Consider the following 22,821-nt stretch of genomic DNA (forward strand, 5'->3'; position numbering starts at 1 on the left):
ACGGCGGTCAAACAGGTGACTGCACCAGCGAAGGCGTGATTATGCGGGAGATGACGGCGAGGAAGAGCGCCTTGAAGGCAAAGGCATGGTCCCGAGTCTAGCGCCGCGCCTATTCTGCGGGCGCCGGAGCTGCCTCGGCTGCTACTGCGGACTGTCCGGCGGCTTCCGCGCCCTTCCGCCGGTAGCGGAGCACGCCCACTGCCACCACTACGGCAGCCAGTGCCAGCGAGAGCAGCAGGGATTCACGGGTGGATTCCACGATCACCATGCCGATGAGCAGGGCCACGATGCTGATGATGGCCGCCCAGGTGAGGTACGGGAACAGCCACATCTTCAGCTGCAGGTCCTTGGCTGCGGCACCCATCCGACGGCGGAGGACCAGCTGCGAGGCCGAGATGACCAGCCACACGAACAGGGCAATGGCGCCCGAGGTGTTGACCAGGAACAGGAAGACGGTGTCCGGGGCAATGTAGTTCAGGCCAACCGTCACGAAGCCCACCACGGTGGAGGCGAGCACGGCGGCGGCGGGGACACCGCGGCGGGAGATGCGGGTCCAGGCGCGGGGTGCGTCACCGCGGGTGGAGAGCGAGAACAGCATTCGGCTGGCCGTGTAGAGGCCGGAGTTCAGGCAGGACAGCACGGAGGTGAGGACCACGACGTCCATGATGGTTCCGGCGCCGGGGATACCGAAGAGTTCGATGACGGCCACGTAGGGGCTCTTGGCCACGGAGGCGGAGTTCCACGGAAGCAGCGTGACCACGATGGCGATGGAGCCGATGTAGAAGACCAGGATGCGCCAGACAGTGGATTTCACGGCCTTCTTCACGGCGTCCACGGGGTTTTCGGACTCACCGGCCGCGATGGTGGCGATTTCTGCGCCGAAGAAGGAGAAGACCACCACGAGGATTCCGGCCAGGACGGCTCCCGGGCCATTGGGCATGAACCCGCCGTTGTTGACCAGGTTGCTCAGGCCGGGTGCGGGGACGCCGGGGATGAGGCCGAGGATGGCGGCGACGCCAAAGATGAGGAAGAGGACGATGGCCGCGACCTTGATGGAGGCGAACCAGAATTCGAACTCGCCGTAGGACTTTACGGAACCGAGGTTGGTGAGCGTCAGCAGCACCATGAGGACAAGGGCCCACACCCACTGGTCGATGCCCGGCACCCAGCGGTGCATGATGGCAGCGCCTGCGGTGGCCTCGATGCCCAGGACGATGATCCAGAACCAGGCGTAGAGCCAGCCGATGCTGAACCCTGCCCAGCGGCCCAGCGCCTTGTCTGCATAGGTGGAGAAGGAGCCTGTCTCAGGGTTGGCTGCGGCCATCTCGCCCAGCATGCGCATCACCAGGATGACCACCAGGCCGGCGGCCGCGTACGCCACGAGGATGCCCGGGCCGGCCTGCTGAATGGCTGCCCCCGAGCCGACGAAAAGGCCTGCACCAATGACGCCGGCGATGGCGATCATGGACAGGTGCCTGGGTTTCAGGGACTTTGAAAGTTGCTGGTCAGCATGCATGGAAGCGCCGTCCTGTTGGGAAATAGCATGGGTTGAGCGACGTACCTTGGTGGACCACCGGTGGACCGTGTGATGCACCACATCGTCGTTTCACCCTAGATCCGCCATTATGCGCCTTGCTTTGTGCAGTCCAACAGATCTGGTTCCCACCAACAGGACGGCACTCCAAGCGGAAACACCCAGGAGCAATAAAAGTTGTCTTTCAGGCATATTTGTAATGTGCCCGAAACCACGCGCCCGGCGCGGGCGCGTGGCGGAAACAGGATTGGGGCTACACGTCCCGGCGTTTCAGCAGGACGGCTGCGAGCAGTACCGGGATGACCACCCAGGCGCCCAGGACCAGCACCGCCTGCCATGCCTCCAGGGTGTCCGGAACGTGCTGGGCCGCCGTCAGCGGCTCAACGGTGTTGCCGGGCAGGTACTTGCGGGCTTCCTTGAAGAAGTCCCCGGGAATCAGCTGGAACGCAATGGGTGCCACGAAGAAAATGCCCACCAGGCTCATGATGCCGCCGGCCGAATTTCTGATCAGGGTGCCCAGGGCCATGCCGATGGCAGCCACAGCAGCCACATAAACACTGTTGACCAGGAGGAGCTTCACCGACTGCGAACTGCCCAGGTCCAGCTTGAGCCCATAGTTGTCCAGGATGGGCACCGCCGCCAGGCCCGCCACCCAGGTGGAGACGGCAGTGACTGCGAACGATGTCACCATCACCACCACCAGCTTGGCGGCGAAGGCGGGAAGGCGCCGGGGCACCGCAGCAAAGGTGGACCGCGCCATGCCGGTGGTGAATTCCGAACTCATCAGGAGTACGCCAAGGGACCCCAGGATCAGCTGGGCAAAGGCGATGCCCGACGTGGGCACGCTGACGGCAAGGTCTCCGCCCTGGGCCGCCATCCTGGCCGCGGCCTGCGGATCCCGGTTGGCCGCATCCGCGAACTGGCCCGTCCCCCATGCTGAGAGGGCGCCGAAGCCAACCATGACCACAGCGGTGGAAGCGAGCAGGATCAGCGTGGAGAGCAGGCTGCGGAACTTAATAACTTCAGAGTTGAGGACCCGGACAAAGGTGGGGCCGGGAAGGGACCGTCCGGCGTTGCGGGCGGCGTGCCCGGCAGGGGAGGGCGCCGGCTCGCGCGCGGGCATGGATTCGGTGGTCGTGGAGCTCATGGGTGGCTTACCTCCGCAGCGGGCAGGGAGTGGTATTCGACGTCGTCCTTGGTCAGTTCCATATACGCTTCCTCAAGGCTGGCAACAAGCGGCGTGAGTTCGTACACCATGACCTGGTTTTCAAGGGCCACGGCTGCAATGGTTCTAGGGTCCAGGCCCGTTACCTCGAGCAGTTCACGTTCCGGAACGGCAATGGAAGCACCCCGTCCGGCGAGCAGCTGGTGGAGGCGGTCGGGCTGGTCGGTGCGGACGCGGACCCGGGACTGGCCCTTGCCGGTGATGATGTCCTGGATCGGGGCGTCAGCAATGACCCGGCCGCGGCCAATGACGATCAGGTGGTCGGCCGTTTGAGCCATTTCGCTCATCAGGTGGCTGGAGAGGAACACTGTGCGCCCCTGCCCGGCGAGATACCGGACCAGGTTGCGCACCCACACCACGCCCTCAGGGTCCAGACCGTTGACGGGCTCGTCGAGGATGAGCGTCTGCGGGTCGCCCAGCAGGGCAGCCGCGATTCCCAGGCGCTGGCCCATGCCCAGCGAGAACCCGCCGGCCTTTTTGCGCGCCACCGCTTCCAGTCCGGTCATCTCGATCACCTCGTGCACCCGTGCTTTGGGGATGCTGTGGGTGGCCGCCATGGCCAGCAGGTGGTTGTAGGCGCTGCGGCTGGTGTGGACTGCCTTGGCGTCAAGCAGGGCGCCCACCTCCCGCAGGGGAGCCCTGTGCTGGACGTAGGGCAGGCCGTTCACCGTGGCGGACCCCGACGTCGGCCGGTCCAGGCCCATGATCATGCGCATGGTGGTGGACTTTCCTGCCCCGTTGGGGCCAAGGAAGCCGGTGACTTGCCCGGCCCGGACGGTGAAACTGACACCGGCTACGGCAGTTTTGGCACCGTAGACCTTGGTCAGCCCGTTTACCTCGATCATGAATCATCCTTTGAACGGCAGCGGACGGCTGCAGACGTTGTGGGGTGCGGTACCTTCCCCACGGTACCGAGCCCGCCGCCGCTTTTCGCCGCTTCTCAGGGATGATTCAGGGGCGAATCAGGGTAGGTCTCCATCCCGGCCCCGCTACGGACGGGGCGAATAGTAGGTCAGTGCCCGGGGCCGTACTTCATAGGCCACTTTGCGCACCCCGGCCAACGCTTCTCCGTCCACAGCCAGTGCCATCGGGGCGCCGCCGGCGTCGATCCGGACTTCCGTTGCCTCCCGGAGGTGCGTGATCCCGGAGCTTGCCACCGTTCCCGTCAGCACGGACCAGAGCAGGCGGAGCCGGGCAAAGCGTTCATCAGCGGTGATCAGGCGGACGTCCAGCACCCCGTCATCCATCACGGGCCGGATCAACGGCGCGTGGTCACGCGGGTAGAAACGGCCCCGGCCCAGGTAGGCGATCCATACCTTGTGCCGGACGCCGTCCACGGTCAGTGTGATGGGCGTGCCGGCCGCGAAGGTCCGGAACATGGCCACGACGCCGGCCAGCGGCTTTCCCAGGGCCGGTTGCAGGTGCTCCCGCCTGCGCACAAAATTCGGGTAAAGGCCGACGCTGGAGGTGTTCAGCATGACCATCTCCGACACTTCAGGGTTTCCGGGCAGCCCGCGTTCCGCAGTGACCACGCCAACGTCCGCCAGGGCAGCCTCGCCCTTGTTCGCAGCGTCGACCGCATCCTTCAGGCTTCCGGTTCCCGCGTCGCGCGCAAAGTGGTTGAGCGTGCCGCCGGGCAGGACCAGCAGGGGAATGGAGCGTTCGACGGCGGCGGCCGCCGCAGCGCCCACAGTCCCGTCACCGCCCCACACACCCAGGGCGCGGGTCCCGGGAAAGTCGGCAGTGGCCCTGATGCGCTGCACCAGGTCTTCGTCCGGCTGCACGGTGTTTATATGCGCCTTTGGGAATACTTCCTGGAGCGCCGATGCGGTCTCCTCCTTAAAGGAGCCTCCGAGGGTGTTCACCACAATGCTGAGCCCCTTGCCGTCCGGAAGCGTTGGGGCGTTGGTCCACATACGCGTGGTCTGCGGGATGGGCGGCCGCACCGGCCACCAGTGGCGGGTTATGAGGGCAGCACCGGCACCCAGCGCCGAACCGAAGAGGACATCCGAAGGCCAGTGCGCCCCGGTGTGGACCCGTGAGTACGCCACACCCAGGGCTGCCGGGGCCAGGGCGGCACCAAGGGCCGGACGCACCAGTCCGGCTCCCACCGCGAATGCCACGGCCGACGCCGAATGCCCGGACGGCATGGAGGAGCTGGTCGGTTGCGGGTGCACGAAGCGGAAGACGGGCAGGTGCTCGGGCAGTGGACGCGTCCGGGGGAGCAGCGTCTTGAAAACCACGTTGGTGACGGCGGATGCCACGCCCTGGGCGATCAGGCCATGCACCGCCGCCCTCCGCGTCTTGCCAGGGAAGAGCGCCAGGACCGCGGCCGTTCCTATCCAGAGCTTGCCCTGGTTTGCCGAGGCGGAAAGGCGGCGGAAGAAATCGTCGTGGTTTCCTCCCGGCAAATTGGAAACATGCCCTAGAAGGTATCTATCGAGGCGGCTGATCCACGTCCGGCCCCTGCGCCTGGTGCTTTGCATGTGATCACCCTAACCCCAACAGCTACTGCCCTTCAGCGGACTCCGGCTCAACGCGCAGGGGCCTGGCCGCTCCCGCAAGGAGCAGAGCCACCAGGATGGGCGCCATGATTGCCAGCAGTGCCGTATGGATGCCGGTCAGGTCGCCGAGGTAGCCGAGCAGCGGCGGTCCGGCCAGGAACGATATATACCCCAAAGTGGATACTACGGAGACACGGGCCGCTGAGTGCTTCGGATCATCTGACGCAGCCGACATGCCCATGGGGAAGGCCAGGGCGGCACCTATTCCCCACAGGGCGGCACCTACGCCGGCCAGCCAGATATTGGAAGCCAGCACGAAGAGACCCAGTCCTGCGGCCGCCGCGGCCATGCTGGCGCGCAATACCGCTACCCGTCCATATTTGTCGATGACACGGCCCCCGAGGAACCGCATTGCCGTCATGGCCAGGACGAACAAAGCGAACATGAGGGCGCCGGTGGATTCGGAGGTGGCGAGCCCGTCCACCGAGGCCTTGGCGATCCAGTCGTTGCCGGCGCCTTCGGTAAGCGTGGCGCCGAGAACCACCACACCAATGAGCAGGGTCCTGCTGTCCCGCCAGGCGGACGGTCCCTTGGCTTGTTTCGGCTCCCCGTCCACGGGGGCAGTTGAGACGTGGGGGAGGAAGTAGCGTGGCACCGTCAGCGCCGCCAGCACCACCACGGCTGCGATCACCAGAAGGTGCAATGGCAGGTCCACGCCGAGGGTCGACAGTCCCGCCCCCACCAGGGCGCCTACGAAGGCGCCGCCGCTGAAGGCTGCGTGGAACTGCGGCATGACGGTCCGCCGGAGCTTGTGCTCCACGTCAGCCCCTTCGATGTTTTGCGCCACATCCCAGAGGCCGATTCCAATGCCGAAGAAGAACAGTGACACGGCCGTTCCGGGAATGGATGTCGCCAGGAGCGACATGGCGATCCCCACGCCTGCGGCCGCCGCCAGGAGTCCGGCGAAGCGCACCGTGTTGGCCGTTCCAATCCTGCCCACCACCAGGCCGGCGGTGGGCAGCGCGAGCAGGGAGCCCACGGCCGTGCACAGCAGCAGGGTGCCCATTTGGCCGGAGGTGATCTGCAGCGTCTGGGTGACGGCGGGGATCCTGGCCGCCCAGCTGGCAAAGACAAGCCCGTTGATGCCGAAAACCACGAATGTTGCCACAGCGGCAGCCTTCAGGCCTGCCTGCTGTTCCGTACCGGTGTTGGTGCTCATACGCTCACTACTTCCACTGAGTATTTTTCGAGTTCGGCATTGTCCTGCGCGCTGAATCTCCGGTCGGTCACGATGACGTCCACCCGGGCCAGGCCGGCCACGAGCACCCTGGCATGTGCCTGCCACTTTGCAGCGGAGGCGGCCACCACCACCCGTGCTGCTGATTCCAGGCCGGCTGTCTTGACTGCCGCATCGTCAAGGTCGTGGGCCAGGAGGCCGTCCTTGAAGTCCACGGCACAGGGCGTGAGCACGGCGGTGTCAAAGCGGAGCGACCTGATGTTGGACTCGGCCAGGGGTCCACGGAAGCAGAGTTCACCGGGCACCACGCTGCCCCCGGGCAACAGCAGTGCCGGGCGTGAGCCGTCGGTGCCCCCGCTCCCGGCCACTGCATTGAGGGCCTGAAGGGACATGGGCATCAGCGTCAGTTCCCTGCCGGCCAGGGCCCGGGCCACCGCAGTGGCCGTGCTTCCGCTGTCCAACCAGACGTGTTCGCGGTCAGCCAGGAGGCCGGCAACCGCAGCCGCGATACGCATCTTGCCGTCCTGCTCCTCCAGCTCGCGCTGTCCGTAGCCAGGGTTCTGCCCCTGCCCGATCAGGCTCCTGGCGCCCCCATGAATCCTTCTCAGCACGCCGTGGCCGGCCAGTACCTCAAGGTCGCGGCGGATGGTTGCGCCGGAGGCACCGCAGGCCTGCATGAGCTCCTCCACGCTTGCCTTTGACTGCCGCCGGAGGACCTCGGCTATGGCCCGGTGCCGCTCATCGGTTTTCATGACCAAATGCTATCAATCGATGATCATTTAATCATTACGTGATCATGCTTCAACGTGCGCGCTCTACCCGCTGCTCGTCCCACACCGGTTCCGGAGATTCGTACACTTTCCCGTCCGAGCCAAACACCAGGAACCGGTCGAATGTCCGCGCAAACCAGCGGTCGTGGGTGACTGCCAGGACCGTTCCTTCAAAGTGGTCGATGGCGCGTTCCAGCGCCTCGGCCGAATGCAGGTCCAGGTTGTCCGTGGGCTCGTCCAGCAGGAGCAGCGTGGCACCGCTGAGCTGGAGGAGCAGGATTTGGAACCGCGCCTGCTGTCCGCCGGAGAGGGACTCATACTTCTGTTCCGACTGCCCCGCCAGGCCGTAGCCGTCCAGCGCGCCGGCGGCCGCCTCGCGGCCCAGTCCGGACCGGTGTTCGTCCCCGCGGTGCAGGATTTCCAGCAGCGTCTTGCCCAACAGGTCCGGACGGACATGGGTCTGGGCGAAGAAGCCGGGCCGGATCCGGGCACCGAGCTTCACGGTTCCCACATGCGGCACCTCGGCGATCTCCACGTCCGAGACCGGCAGGTGTTCGCGTTCAGGGTCGGTGCCGCCCGTAGCCAGCAGCCGCAGGAAGTGCGACTTGCCCGAGCCGTTGGAGCCCAGGACGCCCACGCGGTCACCAAACCACACTTCGGTGGAGAACGGCTTCATCAGCCCGGTCAGCTCCAGCCGTTCAGCCACGATGGCCCGTTTGGCGGTCCGGCCGCCTTTGAGCCGCATCTGGACGTTCTGTTCGATGGGCAGCGCCTCGGGCGGACCGGCTTCGAGGAACTTGGCCAGCCTGGTCTGGGCTGCGTGGTAGCGGTTGGCCATGTCAGAGCGGAAGGCGGCCTTGTTCTTGTACATGTTGACGAGTTCCTTGAGCTTGATGTGCTCCTCGTCCCAGCGCTTGCGGAGTTCCTCGAAACGCGCGTTCCGGTCCGCGCGGGCCTCCACGTAGGAGCCGAAGCCGCCACCATGGATCCAGGCCGCGGCGCCGTTGATTCCGGGTTCGAGGGTGACGATGCGGCCGGCAGCGTTGTTCAGCAGTTCCCGGTCGTGGCTGATGAAGAAGACCGTCTTCTTCGACTCATTCAGCTTTTCCTCGAGCCAGCGCTTGCCCGGGACATCCAGGTAGTTGTCCGGCTCATCCAGGAGCAGGAGGTCGTCCGGGCCGGCGAAGAGTGCTTCCAGCACCAGGCGTTTTTGCTCCCCGCCGGAAAGGGTCGACGCCGGGCGGTGCTGGGCGCGGTCAAAGGGGAGTCCCAGCGCGGCCATGCAGACCTCGTCCCAGACGGTTTCGACGTCGTAGCCCCCGGCATCGCCCCAGTCGACGATCGCCTGGGCGTACCGCATCTGGGTGGGTTCGTCGTCGTGCTCCATCATGGCCAGCTCAGCCTCGTCCACCTCGCGGGCAGCGGCCGCCAGGGCCGGGGGAGCGGCAGAGACCAGGAGGTCCCGGACGGTGGAGCCGTCCCGGACCTGGCCCACGAACTGGCGCATGATGCCCATGTTGCCGGAGCGGCCAATGACGCCTTCGTCCGGAACCAGGTCCCCCGCGATGATCCGGAACAAGGTTGTCTTGCCTGTCCCGTTGGGGCCGATCAGGGCGGTCTTGGTACCGTCCGGAACCTTGAAGGTCACCCCGTTCAGGAGCTGGGTGCCGTCGGAGAGGAAGTAGTCAATGCCGGAAACGTCAATATGGGCCACGCCGTCAATCCTCCCATGCCGTACCTAGCCGGCGGCGGTGAGGAACTGCTTCAGGAGCGGGCCGGAGGTGGTGGCGCCCAGGCCGCCGTCCTCGACGAAGACGGCCACGGACAGGTCGCCGTGGACGGCCACGATCCAGGCGTGGGTCTTGGGCGGATTCTCCGTGCCGAACTCGGCCGTTCCGGTCTTGGCTCCCACCGGAGCGCCGGGGACGCTCGAAAGGAAGCCCGCGTGCCCAGAGGTGACCACGGCGCGCATCATGTCGACCAGCAAGGCCGCCTCCGCTGCGGTGATGGGCTTGTCCGACGCCGTGGAGGGCGCCTCGGCCGTGGCCGTCGCCGTCGCTTCGGCTGCTGGAGCAGTGGATCCCGCCGTTGTCCCGGCGGCGGGAGCGCCGGCGTCGGGGTTCAGGACAAGCTGCGCAGAGACCGGGGCGCCCTTGGCGACGGACCCGGCCATGATCGCCGCTGCCAAAGGAGAGAGCAGCACCTTGCCCTGGCCGATCATGGAGGCTGCGTGTTCCGTGCCTTGGGCCTGGCCGGGAACGGATCCCAGGAACGCCTCCGCACCAAGTTTGGGTGCCTCGACCGCCACACCCATGGACGTGGCGGCCGCTTCAAGCTGACCCTGTGAAACCGCGTCGCGCTGGGAGATGAAGGCGGTGTTGCAGGAGTGCGCGAAGGCGTCCCGCAGCGTGACGGCGCCCAGGGAGGTCTCGGGATAGCCTTCGGAGTTCTTGAAGGTCCGTCCGTCCACTGCGAGCGTTGGGGTGCACTGGACGGTGGAATCAGGCGTCATTCCGTTGCGGAACATGGCCAGGGAATCCACCATCTTGAAAATGGAGCCCGGGGCGTACTGCCCCAGCATCGCGGTGTTGTAGCCGTTGCTGCCGGGCCCCGAGGCCGCTGCCAGCACGGCGCCCGTGGAGGGGCGCAGGGCCACTATTGCCGAGGCCGGGCCTACTTTTTCGAGGGTAGTTTCAGCCAGCGACTGCAGCCGGGGATCGAGCGTGGTCTTCAACGGCGTCCCGGGCTTGGGTGCCACCTGGAAAAGGACCCGCCGGGGATCGGTACCCGCGGACTGGATTTGTTCCCGGGTCAGGTCTGCCCGCTGCGCGCGGATCACGACGGCGTCTGATCCGCGAAGCTGTTCGTCATACTGCTGCTGGAGCCCGCCGATGCCCGTAACGTCGCCAGCAGTGAGAACGCCTTTCGACGCGTCGATTTGTTCTGCGGTGGCTTCGCCAACGGAGCCAAGCACTGCGCGGGCAAACGTCCTGCTCGGGGCCAGGGGGATTGATGCCGGGATGCCGCGGGCGCCCGGAATGGCCGCGATCTGTTCGTCTGAGATGGTGCGGCCTTCTTCACGCAGCGTGATGGCGGGAACGAAGGCCTGCGCCCCTGCCGCCATGACCTGCTGCACGTACGCGGCGGGGTCCACTCCCACCAGTGCTGCCAGCTTTCCGGCGGAATCGGCGGGGTCTGCGGCGCCCAGCTGGGGCTTGTCGATGCCCACATTCACCACGGGACGGTAGGTCACCAGCGGGACGTCTCCGGCGCCAAGGATGTCGGCGCGCTGGGGGGACTGGGACCCCTTGGTCACAATCTCGCTGTCCGCGAGGCCTGGTGCCAGGATGGCCGGGTCCCAGACGGTGAGCCATTTGTCCCCGGACTTCTTGAAGTTGGCCCCGATGGTGTACTTCCACTCGGCATCGCCGAACTTCCATGTGTAGTTCAAGGGCGCGGACGCCTTGTCTCCGTCCAGCGTCAGTGCACCGGCCTGGACCTCGGGCTTTTGCGGGTCCAGGGCGGCAAAGACCTGGTGCAGCTGGTCGTTGGCGGCGGCGGCGTCCTTGCCTTCGAAAGCCACAGACCCCACGTCCAGCGCCGAGACCGCGCCGGCAAGCTGTTGTGCCGCGGCTTCCGCCCCGGATTTTCCGTCATCGCAGGCCACCAGCGAAGTACCAAGGATGAGTCCAGCTATGGCAAGCGAAAGTTTTGTTGATTTCCCCATCGCGCCATTATCCCCCGGCCCGGGCGCTGGAAATGCCATTCCCGGCGCCTGCACCGGCCGTCACCGGTACCTCTAGGAAAGCCCCAGATCCGGGACCGGCAGTTTGAAAATGTCCTTGAGGGCGTACTTTGCCGCGTGCATCCCGGGCATTCCCGTGACCCCGGGGCCGGGAGGTGTGGACGACGAGCAGAGGTAGACACCCAGCAGCGGGGTCCGCCACGGGACGGGGGACACCACCGGCTTCTGGATAAGCCCGCGGACGTCCATCACACCGGCGCTGAAATCGCCCCCGATGTAGTTGCGGTTGTACTCAGCCAACTCCGCAGCGGTGATGACGTGCGATTCCACCACCAGGTCACGGATGCCCGGCGCGAACCGTTCCAGTTGGGCCACCACCTGGCTGGTCATGTCCTGTGTTGAGCCGGAGGGCACGTGGCAATAGGTCCACAGCGTGTGCCGGCCCGCCGGAGCGCGGCTGGAGTCGAAGCGGGAAGGCTGCGCCACCAGCACGTAGGGCCGTTCGGGATGGCGTCCGGAACTGACCTCGTTCTCCGAGCGGGCCAGTTCTGCACGCGTGCCGCCCACGTGCACCGTGCCGGCGTCGGAAAGCCCGGCGGCCTGCCACGGCACCGGCCCGGACAGGATGAAGTCCACCTTGCAGGAGCCGTTGCCGTAGCGGAAGCGCTCCAGGGCCCGTCGGTAGTGGGCGGGAAGGGCGTTGCCCGCCATGCCGAGCAGCCCTGCGGGCGCCACGTCCAGGAGGGTGGCGCGGGCGGCAGGAAGCTGTTCCAGCCGGTCGATTGGGGTTTCGGTGTGGATCACCCCGCCGTGGGCCCGGATGTCATCGGCAAGTGCTGCCGCGATGGACGCCGAGCCGCCGCGGGGGATGGGCCATCCGCCGGCGTGCCCCAGGGCGCCGAGCATGAGTCCGGCTCCGGAGGCTGCGAGGGAGGGCAAATGGGAGATGGCGTGCGCGGCCACGCCGCTGAGGAGGGCAGGGGCAAGGTCGTCCCGGAACCTGGCGTTCCACAGCCCGGTCCCCTGTTCCAGGGTCCGCAGTCCATAGATCCCCGCCACCAGGGGGTTCCGGGGGATCCGGAGGAGCTGGTTCTGGGTGAAGTCCATGACATCGTCGATATGCCGGACCAGCGGTTCCATGAGCCGCCGGTAGGCGGGGCCGTCCTGGCCCAGCTCCGATGCCGTCCTGTCCAGCGATTTGTAGGCCAGCGCCGCGCGGCCGCCGTCCAGCGGTGACCCGAAGGAAATTTCCGGAGTGACCAGGTCCACCCGCCGGGGCAGCTCGAAGGCACGGAAGAAAGGGGATGCAATAGCCATGGGATGCACCGCGGAGCAGACGTCATGGAAGTGCTCCGGCTGCATCAGCTCCGTGGTCCGGGTTCCACCGCCAATTTTGGCTGCAGCCTCGAAGACCTCCACTGAGAGCCCGGCCCGCGCCATGACCGCTGCCGCCGAAAGTCCGTTGGGACCGGAGCCTACTACCGCGACATCAGGCATGGGACCTTGCTTTCGGAGGAAGGAGCGGGGTGCCGGGCCGGAATGGGTGCAGCCGGAACCGGTCCGGCGCATTCGCGAATGGGCCGCCGTGCGGGTCATCCAGGTGGTGCCGGCGGATGGGGTCGTACGCGGGCTCGTAGATATCCCAGACCACCCGTGCCATGAGGTAGCCCACCGCGGCCATGTGCGCGGCTACGGCGAGGACGTAGTAGGGCATGTCCAGGTTGTGCTGGGAGGAACCGGCGCTGGTCACCTGACCAAGGTACATCCAGATCGCGGCCCAATGCAGGGCTTCGATGCCCTGCCACACCAGGAAGTCGCGCCACCGCGGCCTGGCCAGGGCCAGCAGGGGAATGAGCCACACGACGTACTGCGGCGAATAGACCTTGCTGGTCAGGATGAAGGCAGCCACAACCAGGAAGGCGAGTTGTGCCAGCCGTGGGCGGCGGCGTGCCGTCAGGGCAACAGCGGCAATCCCGGCGCAGGCCAGCACAAAGAGTCCAGTGGACAGAACGCTGACGCCGTCGGCACCAGGCCCGGACCAGCCCAGCCGTTCAGCCACAAGGTTGTACGCGAACCAGGCTGAGCTGTAACCGGCTCCCCGGTCGGCGCTGTACTGGAAGAAATAGGCCCAGCCGGAGGGGTTGGCGACAGCGAAAGGCAGATTGACCACCAACCATGTGGCAGCCGCGCTGCCGGCGGTTACCAGCAGGGGGCGCCATCTTCCGGTGCGTACCGCAAGCAGCAGGATGGCCCCCAGCACCAGGAGGGGATACACCTTGGTGGCTGTTGCCAGGCCGATCATCACTCCGGCGGGAACGAGGCGCTGCCGGGCAAAAAAGTACATTCCCAACGCGAGCAGGCACGCAGCCCACAGGTCCCAGTTGATGGTTCCGGCCAGCACGATTCCCGGTGCCACCGCCACCATGGCCGCGTCCCAGGGACGCCGGCCGGGCATGCGGGCCGTCACCAGCACGGTGAGGATGGCAACCGCCGCCAGCAGGACGGCGTTGATGTCGAAGTAGGCCAGAGCCTGGGCGTTGGTATCTCCACCCGGCACCAGCCAGGCTGTCAGCCCCGCGATCAAACCGATGAGCACCGGGTATTCAAACTGGCTGCCGCTGCCGAGGATGGGAAAGAGTCCCGCCGCCATGCCGCGGTTCCGGAACAGCTCCGGGAAGTCCGAATAGCAGGTGGCATAGAACTGTGTGGGCGTCGCCCACCCGTTGACCCTGCAGTAACCCTTCAGCAGGATCCCCAGCAGGGCCGCCAGCGCCGTGAGGACAATGAGCACCCGCTCCACGGTGAAGATGCCCGGTGTGACCACGCCGGGATCAGCCCTGGTCCCCAGCGGGCCCCCGATCACCTCCGTGAAATTCCGCAGCAGGGAATCACTGCGGCTGGGCACCACGATGCGGGGCCGTCGTGCATCCTCCGGCGGCTGGGTCTCGTGCATGGAATCGAGCTTACAGCCGGCCCCTTCCCCCAGGTTGGGGCCGGCTGTCAGCGCAGTCCGCCCAACTGCTGGTGCATCAGCACGAACACGTCGTTCCGGTGCTGTTCCAGCAGGGCACTGTTCAAGGAACTGCGGCGCTGCTGGGGCCGGGACAGGAGTCCCAGGATTCGTCGTATCAAGGGAGTCACCTCCTTTCTTTGATAATCAGGAATGAAAAAGGGCACCACGAATCCGCACCGTTTTATGGCAAAAAAGAGCATGCAAAAACGGTGCGGGAATTCCACAAAAGGAATCAGTGAAAATTGCACGAATCAGCGCAATTAGACAGGCCGGCGTGAAAGAGGCTGTTGGGGAACTGCAAAAGCCGAATGCCAGTTTCTCCGGGCAAGGACCGTTTGAAGGCAGTGCACGTGGCTACGCCAAGAACTGCTTCGGGGAGTCAGCGGGGAACCGCAACGGTCTGCTGCCGGGAGGAACTGGCCGGATACCGCAGCGGCAGTCCCGGCGGGGAAAGCTGGTGCCGGTTAGCGGCGCCGCAGCAGGCCTGGGAGGGCGACGGGCCCGCCCATGCCGGCATTGACCGGGGCAACGCGCGCGGAATCAGCAAAGGCCGGGAACGCATTGATGGGGGCATTCCATTCGCCAGTCAAAGTCATCATTATCCCAACCTCCTTTTCTGCTGTCCGCTGCGTGGATTGCGATGCGGTCTGGAGCCCAGGTGGATCACCGTGGGGTCAGGAATAAAGGTACCGCAGGATTCCGTGAATTGCCAGCAATTTCCCGGAAAAGGGTAAAACTTCCCGAAAAATAAGTTTTAGAGGCCCCAGCGGACAATAGCGGGTGTCTTCTTATCCCATCCCAGGGTGCAGACCTTGGCCGTCCCCAGGACAAAGTGCCGCCCCTCCGTGGGAGGCAATTCCAGCCAGCGGGCGGTCAATATCCGGGAGAAATGCCCATGTGCCACGATCAGCACGTTATCCATCCCGGATTCCAGGATCCGGCCAATGATCTTGTCCGCCCTCGCGGCCACCTCGTCCAGGGTCTCGCCGTTGGGCACGCCGTGGGTCCAGATCAGGTAATCGGGGTTGTCCTTGCGGATCAGGTCGGAGCTGATGCCTTCGTAGTCGCCGTAGTTCCATTCCACGGCCAGCGGCTCGTGCCGGGCATCGGGGAATCCAGCCAGCTCGGCGGTTCGCCGTGCGCGCCGCAACGGGGAGGTGAGCACCAGGTCGAAATCGACGCCGTCCAGCACCTTGCGGGCCTCCACGGCCTGCTGCTCACCTTCCACGGTCAGCGGGAGGTCGGTGAGGCCGGTGTACTGTCCGCTCTTGGACCATTCGGTCTCGCCGTGGCGGAGGATCCAGAGCTGGGGGCGCGGGGCTAGGGCGGGACTGGTCACTTGGACTCCTCAACGGGTGAAGGTTCGACGACGGCGGGAGAGGCTTCGGCCCCGGGTCCTGCAGGTACTGATTCAGGCTGTTCGGCCCACCAGCGGAGCAGGCGCGCCTCCGCCTCCCCGGCGGGCAGCGGACCGTGCTCCATCCGTTCATTCAGGAGGAACTTGTAGGCCCGGCCCACCACGGGGCCCGGCTTGAGGTCCAGCAGGGCCATGATCCGGGCACCGTCCAGGTCCGGGCGCACCGCGTCCAGGGACTCCTGCTCACGCAGGGCTGCGATCCGTGACTCAAGGTCGTCGTAGGCAAAGGCCAGGCGTTCGGCCTTCCGCTGGTTCCTGGTGGTGACGTCGGAGCGGGTAAGCCGGTGCAGCCGCTCCAGCAGTGGCCCGGCGTCCGTGACGTAGCGGCGGACGGCGGAGTCGCTCCAGCCGGCGTCGCCGTACCCATAGAAGCGCATATGGAGCTCCACCAGCCGAGCTACGGCCTTGGTGGTGTCATTATCGAACCGCAACGCCTTCATGCGCTTGCTGGTGAGCTTGGCCCCCACCATGTCGTGGTGCCGGAAGCTCACCGCGCCGCCCGGTTCAAAACGGCGCGTAGCCGGCTTCCCGACGTCGTGCATCAAGGCTGCAAAGCGCAGCACGAAGTCCGGCCCGGGCACGGGCCCATCCGCGTCCGTTTCAAGCTCGGCTGCCTGTTCCAGGACCTGCAGGGAGTGCTGGTACACGTCCTTGTGCCGGTGGTGCTCGTCGGACTCGAGGCGGAGGGCGGACACCTCGGGCAGCACATGCTCGGCCAGCCCCGTGTCCACCAGGAGGTCGATACCTGTCCGCGGCCGGGCCCCGCAGACCAGCTTGACCAGTTCGTCCCGCACGCGCTCCGCGGAAATGATCTTGATCCGGTCGGCCATGCCCGTCATGGCATCCCGGACGTCATCGTGGACCGAGACCCCCAGTTGGGCGGCGAAGCGTGCGGCGCGCATCATCCGCAAGGGGTCGTCGGAGAAGGACGCTTCCGGCGCTCCCGGCGTGGCCAGCACGGAGGCGTGGAGGTCGCGGACACCTCCGAAGGGGTCCACCAGCTCCATGGAGGGCAGCTTCAGCGCCATGGCGTTGATGGTGAAGTCCCGCCGCAGCAGGTCATCCGTCAGGGAGGAACCGAACGCCACCACCGGCTTACGGGAATCAGGATCGTAGGCCTCGGCCCGGTAGGTGGTGATCTCGATCTGGAAACCGGCCTTGCGCATGCCGATGGTGCCGAAAGCCCGGCCTATCTCCCAGAAGTTGTCCGCCCATTTCTTGACCAGGGCCACCGTCTGGTCCGGGGTGGCATCAGTGGTGAAGTCGAGGTCGGGGGAGGTCCGGCCAAGGAACAGGTCGCGCACGGGACCGCCCACCAGGGACAATTCGTGGCCGGCGTCCACGAAGCGCTGTCCGAGCTCCAGGACCACCGGGGGCACCTTGAAGTCGACAGTGTGGGAATCAATCTTGTGATGTGCGTGCGCCATAGTTCCTTAAGCTTGGCAGAAACCAGCGCCTTGGCAGTCCAAAAAAGCGTCACGATCCGCGCTGATTCGTGTTCCCCTCCGGAAAGTGCGTCATATCCCGTCCATGTTGGTGTCATGTTCCGGTCATCACGGGAGGGCAACAGTCGTTAGAGTGGACTCCATGGCCCATCCAGTACCGAGCGCTCCAGGCAGGAGGACAAACGCACCATTGCCGTCGGCAATCGGTGCGCACGTTGCCCCTGCCCAGCAGTCGGCACCGGCATCGCTGCCCACGGTTGAGGAAGTGTCAGCCGGCGGCGTTGTGGTGGACACGTCCGACGCCGAATTGAGGGTGGCGATTATCGCCCGCCTTAACAGGGGTGGACGCCTCGAGTGGTGCCTGCCCAAGGGCCATCCGGAGGGCAAGGAAAACAACGAAGAGGCCGCCGTCCGGGAAATCGCCGAGGAAACCGGCATCGAGGGCATCATCCTGGCACCGCTGGGCAGCATCGACTACTGGTTCACCGTCAGCGGCCACCGGGTCCACAAGACCGTGCACCATTACCTGCTGCGTGCCACGGGCGGCGAGCTGACGATCGAAAACGATCCCGACCAGGAAGCCGTGGACGTGGCCTGGGTGCCCATCCAGGAGCTGGCCCGGAAGCTGTCCTTCCCCAACGAACGCCGCATCGCCGACCTCGCCCGCGAGGTCCTGCCCGGACACCTTTAAGCCCGGACGCCGCCGTCGCCATTGCGGTGTTAAGTGCGCGCGGGTGAGACGATGAAGTCGATGTCAGCTACCAACTTTCCTTCCGACCGGTCCGGCCGGCCCGATGACGCCGCGCCCGACGGCGTGCCCCCTGAGCCGGCGGCACCGGACCTTGCGGAGCCTGCAGCGGCAGGCGTCAGCGAGACCCGGTCCAGCGCCATCATGGCTGCCGGGACGCTCGTGTCACGTTTCCTGGGCTTCGCCAAGACCTGGATGCTCGGCACCGCCCTGGGCCTGGGTTCAACGGTCAATGACACGTTCATCAATGCCAACAACCTGCCCAACCTGATCTTCCTCCTGGTGGCCGGCGGCGTGTTCAATGCCGTGCTGGTCCCGCAGATCATCAAGGCCAGCAAGGCTCCGGACAGGGGAGCGGACTACATCAGCCGGCTGCTGACGCTGGCTGTCCTGCTCCTCTTCGGCCTGACAGCGCTGGTTACGCTGGCGGCGCCGGGGGTCATCGAACTGACCACGCAGGGGTATTCGCCACAGCAGAAGGCCCTCGCTGTCACCTTTGCGTTCTGGTGCCTGCCGCAGATCTTCTTCTACGGCCTCTACGCCCTGCTCACCCAGGTCCTGAACGCCAACGGCGCGTTCGGCCCAGCCATGTGGGCGCCCATCCTGAACAACGTGGTGGCCATCGCCGGCCTGGGGATGTTCATCTGGATCTTCGGCACCAACGACGTCAATACCCACACCCTGGACAACTGGGGTTCCACCCAGACGCTGTTGGTGGCCGGGTTCTCCACCATTGGCGTGCTGTCGCAGACGGCCATCCTGCTGGTGCCGGTCTTCCGGTTGAAGCTCGGACTCCGCCCCAGGTTCGGCTGGCGCGGCGTGGGACTTGGCCACGCCGCAAAGCTGAGCGTGTGGACGCTGCTTACCGCCGCCGTCGGGCAGCTGGCCTTCCTGTATGTCATGCGCATCGCCACCATTCCCGGCGCGGAACGCATCCGGCTGCAGGAAGCGGGGGACCCGGCCGCGTCCACCCTGCCCGGCAACGCCGTCCTTGAAGTGGCCAGCCAGCTGTACCTGCTGCCGCACTCGATCATCGCGCTGTCCCTGGCCACTGTGCTGTTCAACCGCATGACCCGCGCCTCCCAGGAGGGCAACCGGGCCGAACTGCGGGATGCGCTCTCGCATGGGCTGCGGACCATGGCCGTCGCCACCGTCTTCGGTGCGCTGGCGCTGTTTGCGCTGGCCGGGCCGCTGGGCATGTTCTTCTCTGGAGGCTTGCGCCAGGACGGCGTCATGCTGGCCCAGACGCTGACCATCCTCGCCCTCAGCACCCCGTTCATGAGCGCCAACTTCATGATGTCCCGCGTCTTCTACGCCAACGAGGACGCCCGCACCCCGTTCTACGTGCAGCTGCTCCTGGCAGTGGTTTATGTGGCCGGTGCGTTCGCCATCCAGTTCCTGCCGGTGGGCCAGATCATCTATGCCATCGCCATCCTCTACATGGTGGGCAACATCCTCTCCGTGGTCATCAGCGCATTCTTCCTGCGCCGCATGCTGGGGCACCTCGATGGGGCGCGGATCGCCAACTCTTACATCCGCATGGGGTACGCGGCCCTGGGCTCGGCCATTGCCGGCGCAGGTGCCCTGTGGCTCATGGGCAGCTACAACCCGGACGGCTTCGCGTGGAGCGGCCGCCTCCAGGCACTCGTGACGCTCGCCGTCGTCGGACCGGTCATGCTGGCCGTGTACTTCCTGCTCCTCCGGGTGTTCCGTGTCTCTGAACTCAGCGACATGCTGCGGCCCCTGCTGGGACGGATCGGCCGGGGCGGCCCAGCCGCTGCTCCGGAAGCCGGGGACGCGCCGTCGCCCTCTCCTTCCGAGGGATCCTCCACTGACCGCGGGAACCACCCAGAGCGTGCCACCACCTCCGTGGACACCGGCCTCATTCCCCGGATTTCCGGCGAGTTCGACGCCGTCTCCTTCCGTGCGGGCCCGGACCCCCAGCGTGGGGCCCGCCGCCCGGAATCGTACGACGCCGGCGCGCGGCAGGGTGCCGAAGGCGCCTACCTGCCGGGTGAGGACCAGCCCAGCACGGCCCGTGGAGGACTGCTCAGCGAACAGATTCCGCTTCCCGGCCGCCGTACCTACCAGGGGAAGGCCGGCGAGAACCCGTTTTTCAGCAGCCGGCGCAAGCGTAAAAAGTAAATCCCTGCGCTGCGGCGCCCGTCTTCTCCGCAGCCGCCGGGAGCGGATCGGCTAGGATCGAACAGGTACAGGGGTAGTTGCATTCAGGGCAGGCCGTGCGACGCGGGCACCTGAAGGGCGGTTGCGTCATCGAGGCCGGCAATCCCGGACAGTCTAGGAGGAACACGTGTCCAACCCGATCGATGTCGGATCAGTACTGGGCGGCCGCTACAAGGTCACCGCCACAGTGTTGGCCTCGCACGACCACGATCTGGTGCTGGATGGTGTGGACCAGGTCCTCAACCGCCCGGTCAGCATCCTGGTTGCCGGACCGGAGAACACCGAGCAGGTTGCGCAGAGCGCCCGCGAAGTGGCCACCGGCGAACGTCCCGGAACGGTGCAGGTCCTGGACCTTGGCGTGACCGAGGACGCCACCTACCTCATTACCAACCACACGTCGGCCGCCGACCTCCTGGACCTGGTGGTGGCCCCCAATCCTCCCTACGTGGAGCCGTTCTTCACGGACACCCTGGGCAGCGAAATCTTCGGACAGGCGCGGTCGCACGAGCCCGAACCATACGACGAGGAAGACCACGTCGAGGCGGGCTACATCAGCTACGCCGACTCTCACCCCAACCAGGTTGATCCCTACCGCTCTGCCCCGGACCGGCCTGCTCCTGCCCGGTCGGCTCCTGCCGTCCCGCCCAGGCCTCCGGTCCGGCCCGCCGCCCAGCAGCCGGCTTCCACCGGCCGCACTGGCGCCGGTGCGGGAGCTGCCGCGGCAGCTGCTGGTGCCGCTGTATCAGGTGCCGCGGCTGCTGGTGCCGCGGCCCCCGCGTCGAAGACGGGGACTGGCTCCTCTCGGACTGATCCCAATGCCACCGCCGCGCAGCCTGTTGCGCAGAATGCTGCAACCTCGTCGGAGCGTTCAGCCTCCGCAGAGGCGGATACGGGCCCGAACGATACCGCTGCTGTGGCCCACACTGCGGCAGGTGCCCAGCCTTCCGCCGGGGACCGCAAGCCCAAGGTGTCCCTCTGGTCCAATGACGACTACGCCCAGGCGGGGGACCAGGACCCCTACGAGGACACAGACGATGCTCCGGAGGAATCCCGCCCGGTCAGGAGCAAGTCGGCGCTCTTCGCCCGCGCCGCAGCACCCGCTGCCGCCGGTGTGTCGTTTGCTGACCGGGACGACTACGACGATGACCGTGATGAGTCTGAAAACCAGCCCCGGTCGATGCGCTGGCTCGTTGGGGGCCTGCTGGCTGTAGTGCTCATCGCAGGCCTGATCTTCGCCGTGACCAACCTGGGAAGCCTCTTCACGTCGGAGCCGCAGGCCAAGCCGACGGCTGCTCCTGTTACCAGTGGCGCCCCGCAGAACTCTGCACCGGCAACGCAGGCAGCCCCGTCCGCGCCGCCGGTGGTCCCGCCGGCCATCGAAAGTGTCACCCGCCAGGGGAACTTTGATTTCGCCGCGACCTTCGACGGAGACCTGGTCAAGGCATATGACGGCAACGCCGCCAGCTACTGGTCGGACATGGAGTTCGCAACGGAGAACTGGGGTGGCCTGGCCCCCCAGGGCGTCCCGCTGGTTGTGAAGTTGAAGGGCACTGCCACCATCTCTTCCATCACGCTCTCCCAGCTCGGGGGATCGGGCGGCAACATCACCGTTTACACCAACGACAAGCCTTCCATGGACGGCGCCAAGGCAGTCGGGACGAACAGCTTCACGTCCACTGACCTGAACATGCCCCTCCCGGAACCCGTCCAGGCCCAGTACGTCATCGTATCGATCAATGCACTGCCCAAACTTGCGGCGCCCAAGACCCGGTACGGCTACGGTCTCCGGCTCGCCGAAATCAAGGTCCAGTAGCGCTTAGTCGCAATAGTGCACCCCTGCTGCTGGAATCCATTCCCCAGCAGCAGGGAATGTAGTCTACAAAGAGCGCCCTGCGACGGCTGGACCTCTGTCTCCTGCGATGGCCCACGGTGTCCGGGCGCTGGAATATTCAGCACCCGGACACAGTTGTGCCATGTGGCCGGCCTCCACCGGGAGGCGAGTCGAACAAGGAAGAGGTTCACGGTCCAGTGACCATCGAAGAGAAGACGGCGTCGGACGTTCGCGACGTCATTATTGTGGGCTCAGGTCCGGCGGGCTACACGGCCGCCGTCTACACAGCCAGGGCAAACCTCAAGCCTTTGCTGCTGGCTGGTTCGGTAACCGCCGGCGGCGAACTGATGAACACCACGGACGTGGAGAATTATCCCGGGTTCCCGGAAGGCATCATGGGCCCGGACCTGATGGAAAACTTCGAGAAGCAGGCGGCACGGTTCGGGACGGAGATCCAGTTCGAGGATGTAACTGCCCTTGAGCTCGACGGCCCCGTCAAGACGGTCACCATCGCTACGGGGGAGACCTTCAAGGCAAAGGCTGTCATCCTCTCCACCGGCTCTGCGTACCGGGAATTGGGCCTGCCCAATGAGAAGCGGCTCTCGGGCCACGGTGTGAGCTGGTGCGCAACCTGTGACGGTTTCTTCTTCAAGGATCAGGACATCGCTGTCATCGGCGGCGGCGACTCCGCCATGGAAGAGGCGCTGTTCCTCACCAAGTTCGCGAAATCAGTAACGGTTGTCCACCGCCGTGACTCGCTGAAGGCATCGAAAATCATGGCCGACCGTGCACTCTCCCACGAAAAGATCAACTTCGTCTGGAACAGCACCGTCGATGACGTCCTGGGAACCGAAAAGGTGACCGGTCTTCGGCTGAAGAACCTCCTGGACGGCTCCCTGTCCGATCTTCCCGTCACCGGTGTATTTGTCGCCATCGGCAATGACCCCCGCACTGACCTCGTCAAGGGCGTTCTGGATCTGACCCCGGAGGGAACCATTGCCGTGGACGGGAGGAGCTCCCGCACCAGTCTCCCGGGTGTCTTCGCTGCCGGTGACGTTGTGGATCCCACCTACCGCCAGGCGATTACCGCCTCGGGTTCGGGATGTGTTGCGGCCATCGATGTTGAGCACTACCTGGCAGACCTGCCCGCATAATCTGCGCCACTGTT

The 22,821-nt window shown here is 66.0% G+C and carries 18 protein-coding genes; 4 read left to right on the top strand and 14 right to left on the bottom strand.

Features of this window, described 5'->3' with window-relative positions:
* Positions 1–109: 109 nt before the first annotated feature.
* The 14 genes from MRBLMD1_RS06540 to MRBLMD1_RS06605 all read right to left on the bottom strand — a co-directional run bounded on the left by MRBLMD1_RS06540 (position 110) and on the right by MRBLMD1_RS06605 (position 16,872).
* The gene (locus tag MRBLMD1_RS06540; protein WP_224023908.1) at positions 110–1,516 is read right to left on the bottom strand and encodes an amino acid permease; all 1,407 of its coding nucleotides are present in this window, start codon (positions 1,514–1,516) and stop codon (positions 110–112) included.
* 271 nt (positions 1,517–1,787) lie between these two features.
* The gene (locus MRBLMD1_RS06545; protein ID WP_364398338.1) at positions 1,788–2,681 is read right to left on the bottom strand and encodes an ABC transporter permease; all 894 of its coding nucleotides are present in this window, start codon (positions 2,679–2,681) and stop codon (positions 1,788–1,790) included.
* Positions 2,678–3,604 carry an ABC transporter ATP-binding protein gene (locus tag MRBLMD1_RS06550; protein ID WP_159629443.1) on the bottom strand — a complete coding sequence of 309 codons (927 nt, stop codon included), beginning with the start codon at positions 3,602–3,604 and terminating at the stop codon, positions 2,678–2,680. Before MRBLMD1_RS06550 ends, MRBLMD1_RS06545 begins: the two co-directional genes overlap by 4 nt.
* Before the next feature lie 144 nt (positions 3,605–3,748).
* Positions 3,749–5,245: a bifunctional phosphatase PAP2/diacylglycerol kinase family protein gene (locus MRBLMD1_RS06555; RefSeq protein WP_364398340.1), complete on the bottom strand. Its 1,497-nt coding sequence runs from the start codon at positions 5,243–5,245 to the stop codon at positions 3,749–3,751.
* A gap of 22 nt (positions 5,246–5,267) precedes the next feature.
* Complete coding sequence (locus MRBLMD1_RS06560; RefSeq protein ID WP_364398342.1) at positions 5,268–6,482, bottom strand: MFS transporter; 1,215 nt, start codon at positions 6,480–6,482, stop codon at positions 5,268–5,270.
* On the bottom strand, positions 6,479–7,252 hold the full coding sequence (locus MRBLMD1_RS06565) for a DeoR/GlpR family DNA-binding transcription regulator (protein WP_364398344.1): 774 nt from the start codon (positions 7,250–7,252) through the stop codon (positions 6,479–6,481). The genes MRBLMD1_RS06560 and MRBLMD1_RS06565 overlap by 4 nt, the downstream gene beginning before the upstream one ends.
* Before the next feature lie 49 nt (positions 7,253–7,301).
* Entirely contained in the window at positions 7,302–8,984 is a 1,683-nt protein-coding gene (locus MRBLMD1_RS06570; protein ID WP_364398346.1) for an ATP-binding cassette domain-containing protein, read from the bottom strand.
* A 24-nt stretch (positions 8,985–9,008) separates the two neighbouring features.
* Complete coding sequence (locus MRBLMD1_RS06575; RefSeq protein ID WP_364398348.1) at positions 9,009–10,997, bottom strand: penicillin-binding transpeptidase domain-containing protein; 1,989 nt, start codon at positions 10,995–10,997, stop codon at positions 9,009–9,011.
* Positions 10,998–11,069: 72 nt separating this feature from the next.
* Entirely contained in the window at positions 11,070–12,512 is a 1,443-nt protein-coding gene (locus tag MRBLMD1_RS06580; RefSeq protein ID WP_159629420.1) for a phytoene desaturase family protein, read from the bottom strand.
* Complete coding sequence (locus MRBLMD1_RS06585; RefSeq protein WP_159629418.1) at positions 12,505–13,968, bottom strand: glycosyltransferase family 87 protein; 1,464 nt, start codon at positions 13,966–13,968, stop codon at positions 12,505–12,507. The genes MRBLMD1_RS06580 and MRBLMD1_RS06585 overlap by 8 nt, the downstream gene beginning before the upstream one ends.
* A gap of 47 nt (positions 13,969–14,015) precedes the next feature.
* Positions 14,016–14,156 (bottom strand): hypothetical protein, encoded by a 141-nt coding sequence (locus tag MRBLMD1_RS06590; protein ID WP_159629416.1) that lies wholly within the window; start codon positions 14,154–14,156, stop codon positions 14,016–14,018.
* Positions 14,157–14,492: 336 nt separating this feature from the next.
* Positions 14,493–14,627 carry a hypothetical protein gene (locus tag MRBLMD1_RS06595; protein ID WP_255173822.1) on the bottom strand — a complete coding sequence of 45 codons (135 nt, stop codon included), beginning with the start codon at positions 14,625–14,627 and terminating at the stop codon, positions 14,493–14,495.
* A 155-nt stretch (positions 14,628–14,782) separates the two neighbouring features.
* The gene (locus MRBLMD1_RS06600) at positions 14,783–15,367 is read right to left on the bottom strand and encodes a histidine phosphatase family protein (RefSeq protein WP_159629414.1); all 585 of its coding nucleotides are present in this window, start codon (positions 15,365–15,367) and stop codon (positions 14,783–14,785) included.
* Positions 15,364–16,872 (bottom strand): CCA tRNA nucleotidyltransferase, encoded by a 1,509-nt coding sequence (locus MRBLMD1_RS06605; protein ID WP_364398352.1) that lies wholly within the window; start codon positions 16,870–16,872, stop codon positions 15,364–15,366. The genes MRBLMD1_RS06600 and MRBLMD1_RS06605 overlap by 4 nt, the downstream gene beginning before the upstream one ends.
* 208 nt (positions 16,873–17,080) lie before the next feature.
* Here MRBLMD1_RS06605 and MRBLMD1_RS06610 point away from each other — a divergent pair, with 208 nt between their 5' ends.
* From MRBLMD1_RS06610 to trxB, 4 genes are all read left to right on the top strand, one after another.
* On the top strand, positions 17,081–17,581 hold the full coding sequence (locus MRBLMD1_RS06610) for an NUDIX hydrolase (protein ID WP_159629410.1): 501 nt from the start codon (positions 17,081–17,083) through the stop codon (positions 17,579–17,581).
* Positions 17,582–17,641: 60 nt separating this feature from the next.
* Complete coding sequence (gene murJ, locus MRBLMD1_RS06615; protein WP_364398354.1) at positions 17,642–19,783, top strand: murein biosynthesis integral membrane protein MurJ; 2,142 nt, start codon at positions 17,642–17,644, stop codon at positions 19,781–19,783.
* 166 nt (positions 19,784–19,949) lie between these two features.
* Positions 19,950–21,635 carry a discoidin domain-containing protein gene (locus MRBLMD1_RS06620; protein WP_364398356.1) on the top strand — a complete coding sequence of 562 codons (1,686 nt, stop codon included), beginning with the start codon at positions 19,950–19,952 and terminating at the stop codon, positions 21,633–21,635.
* Between the two features lie 215 nt (positions 21,636–21,850).
* Positions 21,851–22,807, top strand: a complete 957-nt coding sequence (gene trxB / locus MRBLMD1_RS06625) for a thioredoxin-disulfide reductase (RefSeq protein ID WP_364398358.1) — start codon at positions 21,851–21,853, stop codon at positions 22,805–22,807.
* Positions 22,808–22,821: the final 14 nt, after the last annotated feature.

The organism is Pseudarthrobacter sp. LMD1-1-1.1 (genome assembly GCF_040676255.1).
GTDB lineage: Bacteria > Actinomycetota > Actinomycetes > Actinomycetales > Micrococcaceae > Arthrobacter.

Excerpts from the sequence above, each read along its gene's own strand:
- MRBLMD1_RS06540 (WP_224023908.1), bottom strand. The coding sequence starts at position 1,516 with ATGCATGCTGACCAGCAACTTTCAAAGTCCCTGAAACCCAGGCACCTG.
- MRBLMD1_RS06545 (WP_364398338.1), bottom strand. The coding sequence starts at position 2,681 with ATGAGCTCCACGACCACCGAATCCATGCCCGCGCGCGAGCCGGCGCCC.
- MRBLMD1_RS06550 (WP_159629443.1), bottom strand. The coding sequence starts at position 3,604 with ATGATCGAGGTAAACGGGCTGACCAAGGTCTACGGTGCCAAAACTGCC.
- MRBLMD1_RS06555 (WP_364398340.1), bottom strand. The coding sequence starts at position 5,245 with ATGCAAAGCACCAGGCGCAGGGGCCGGACGTGGATCAGCCGCCTCGAT.
- MRBLMD1_RS06560 (WP_364398342.1), bottom strand. The coding sequence starts at position 6,482 with ATGAGCACCAACACCGGTACGGAACAGCAGGCAGGCCTGAAGGCTGCC.
- MRBLMD1_RS06565 (WP_364398344.1), bottom strand. The coding sequence starts at position 7,252 with ATGAAAACCGATGAGCGGCACCGGGCCATAGCCGAGGTCCTCCGGCGG.
- MRBLMD1_RS06575 (WP_364398348.1), bottom strand. The coding sequence starts at position 10,997 with ATGGGGAAATCAACAAAACTTTCGCTTGCCATAGCTGGACTCATCCTT.
- MRBLMD1_RS06580 (WP_159629420.1), bottom strand. The coding sequence starts at position 12,512 with ATGCCTGATGTCGCGGTAGTAGGCTCCGGTCCCAACGGACTTTCGGCG.
- MRBLMD1_RS06585 (WP_159629418.1), bottom strand. The coding sequence starts at position 13,968 with ATGCACGAGACCCAGCCGCCGGAGGATGCACGACGGCCCCGCATCGTG.
- MRBLMD1_RS06595 (WP_255173822.1), bottom strand. The coding sequence starts at position 14,627 with ATGATGACTTTGACTGGCGAATGGAATGCCCCCATCAATGCGTTCCCG.
- MRBLMD1_RS06605 (WP_364398352.1), bottom strand. The coding sequence starts at position 16,872 with ATGGCGCACGCACATCACAAGATTGATTCCCACACTGTCGACTTCAAG.
- murJ (WP_364398354.1), top strand. The coding sequence starts at position 17,642 with ATGTCAGCTACCAACTTTCCTTCCGACCGGTCCGGCCGGCCCGATGAC.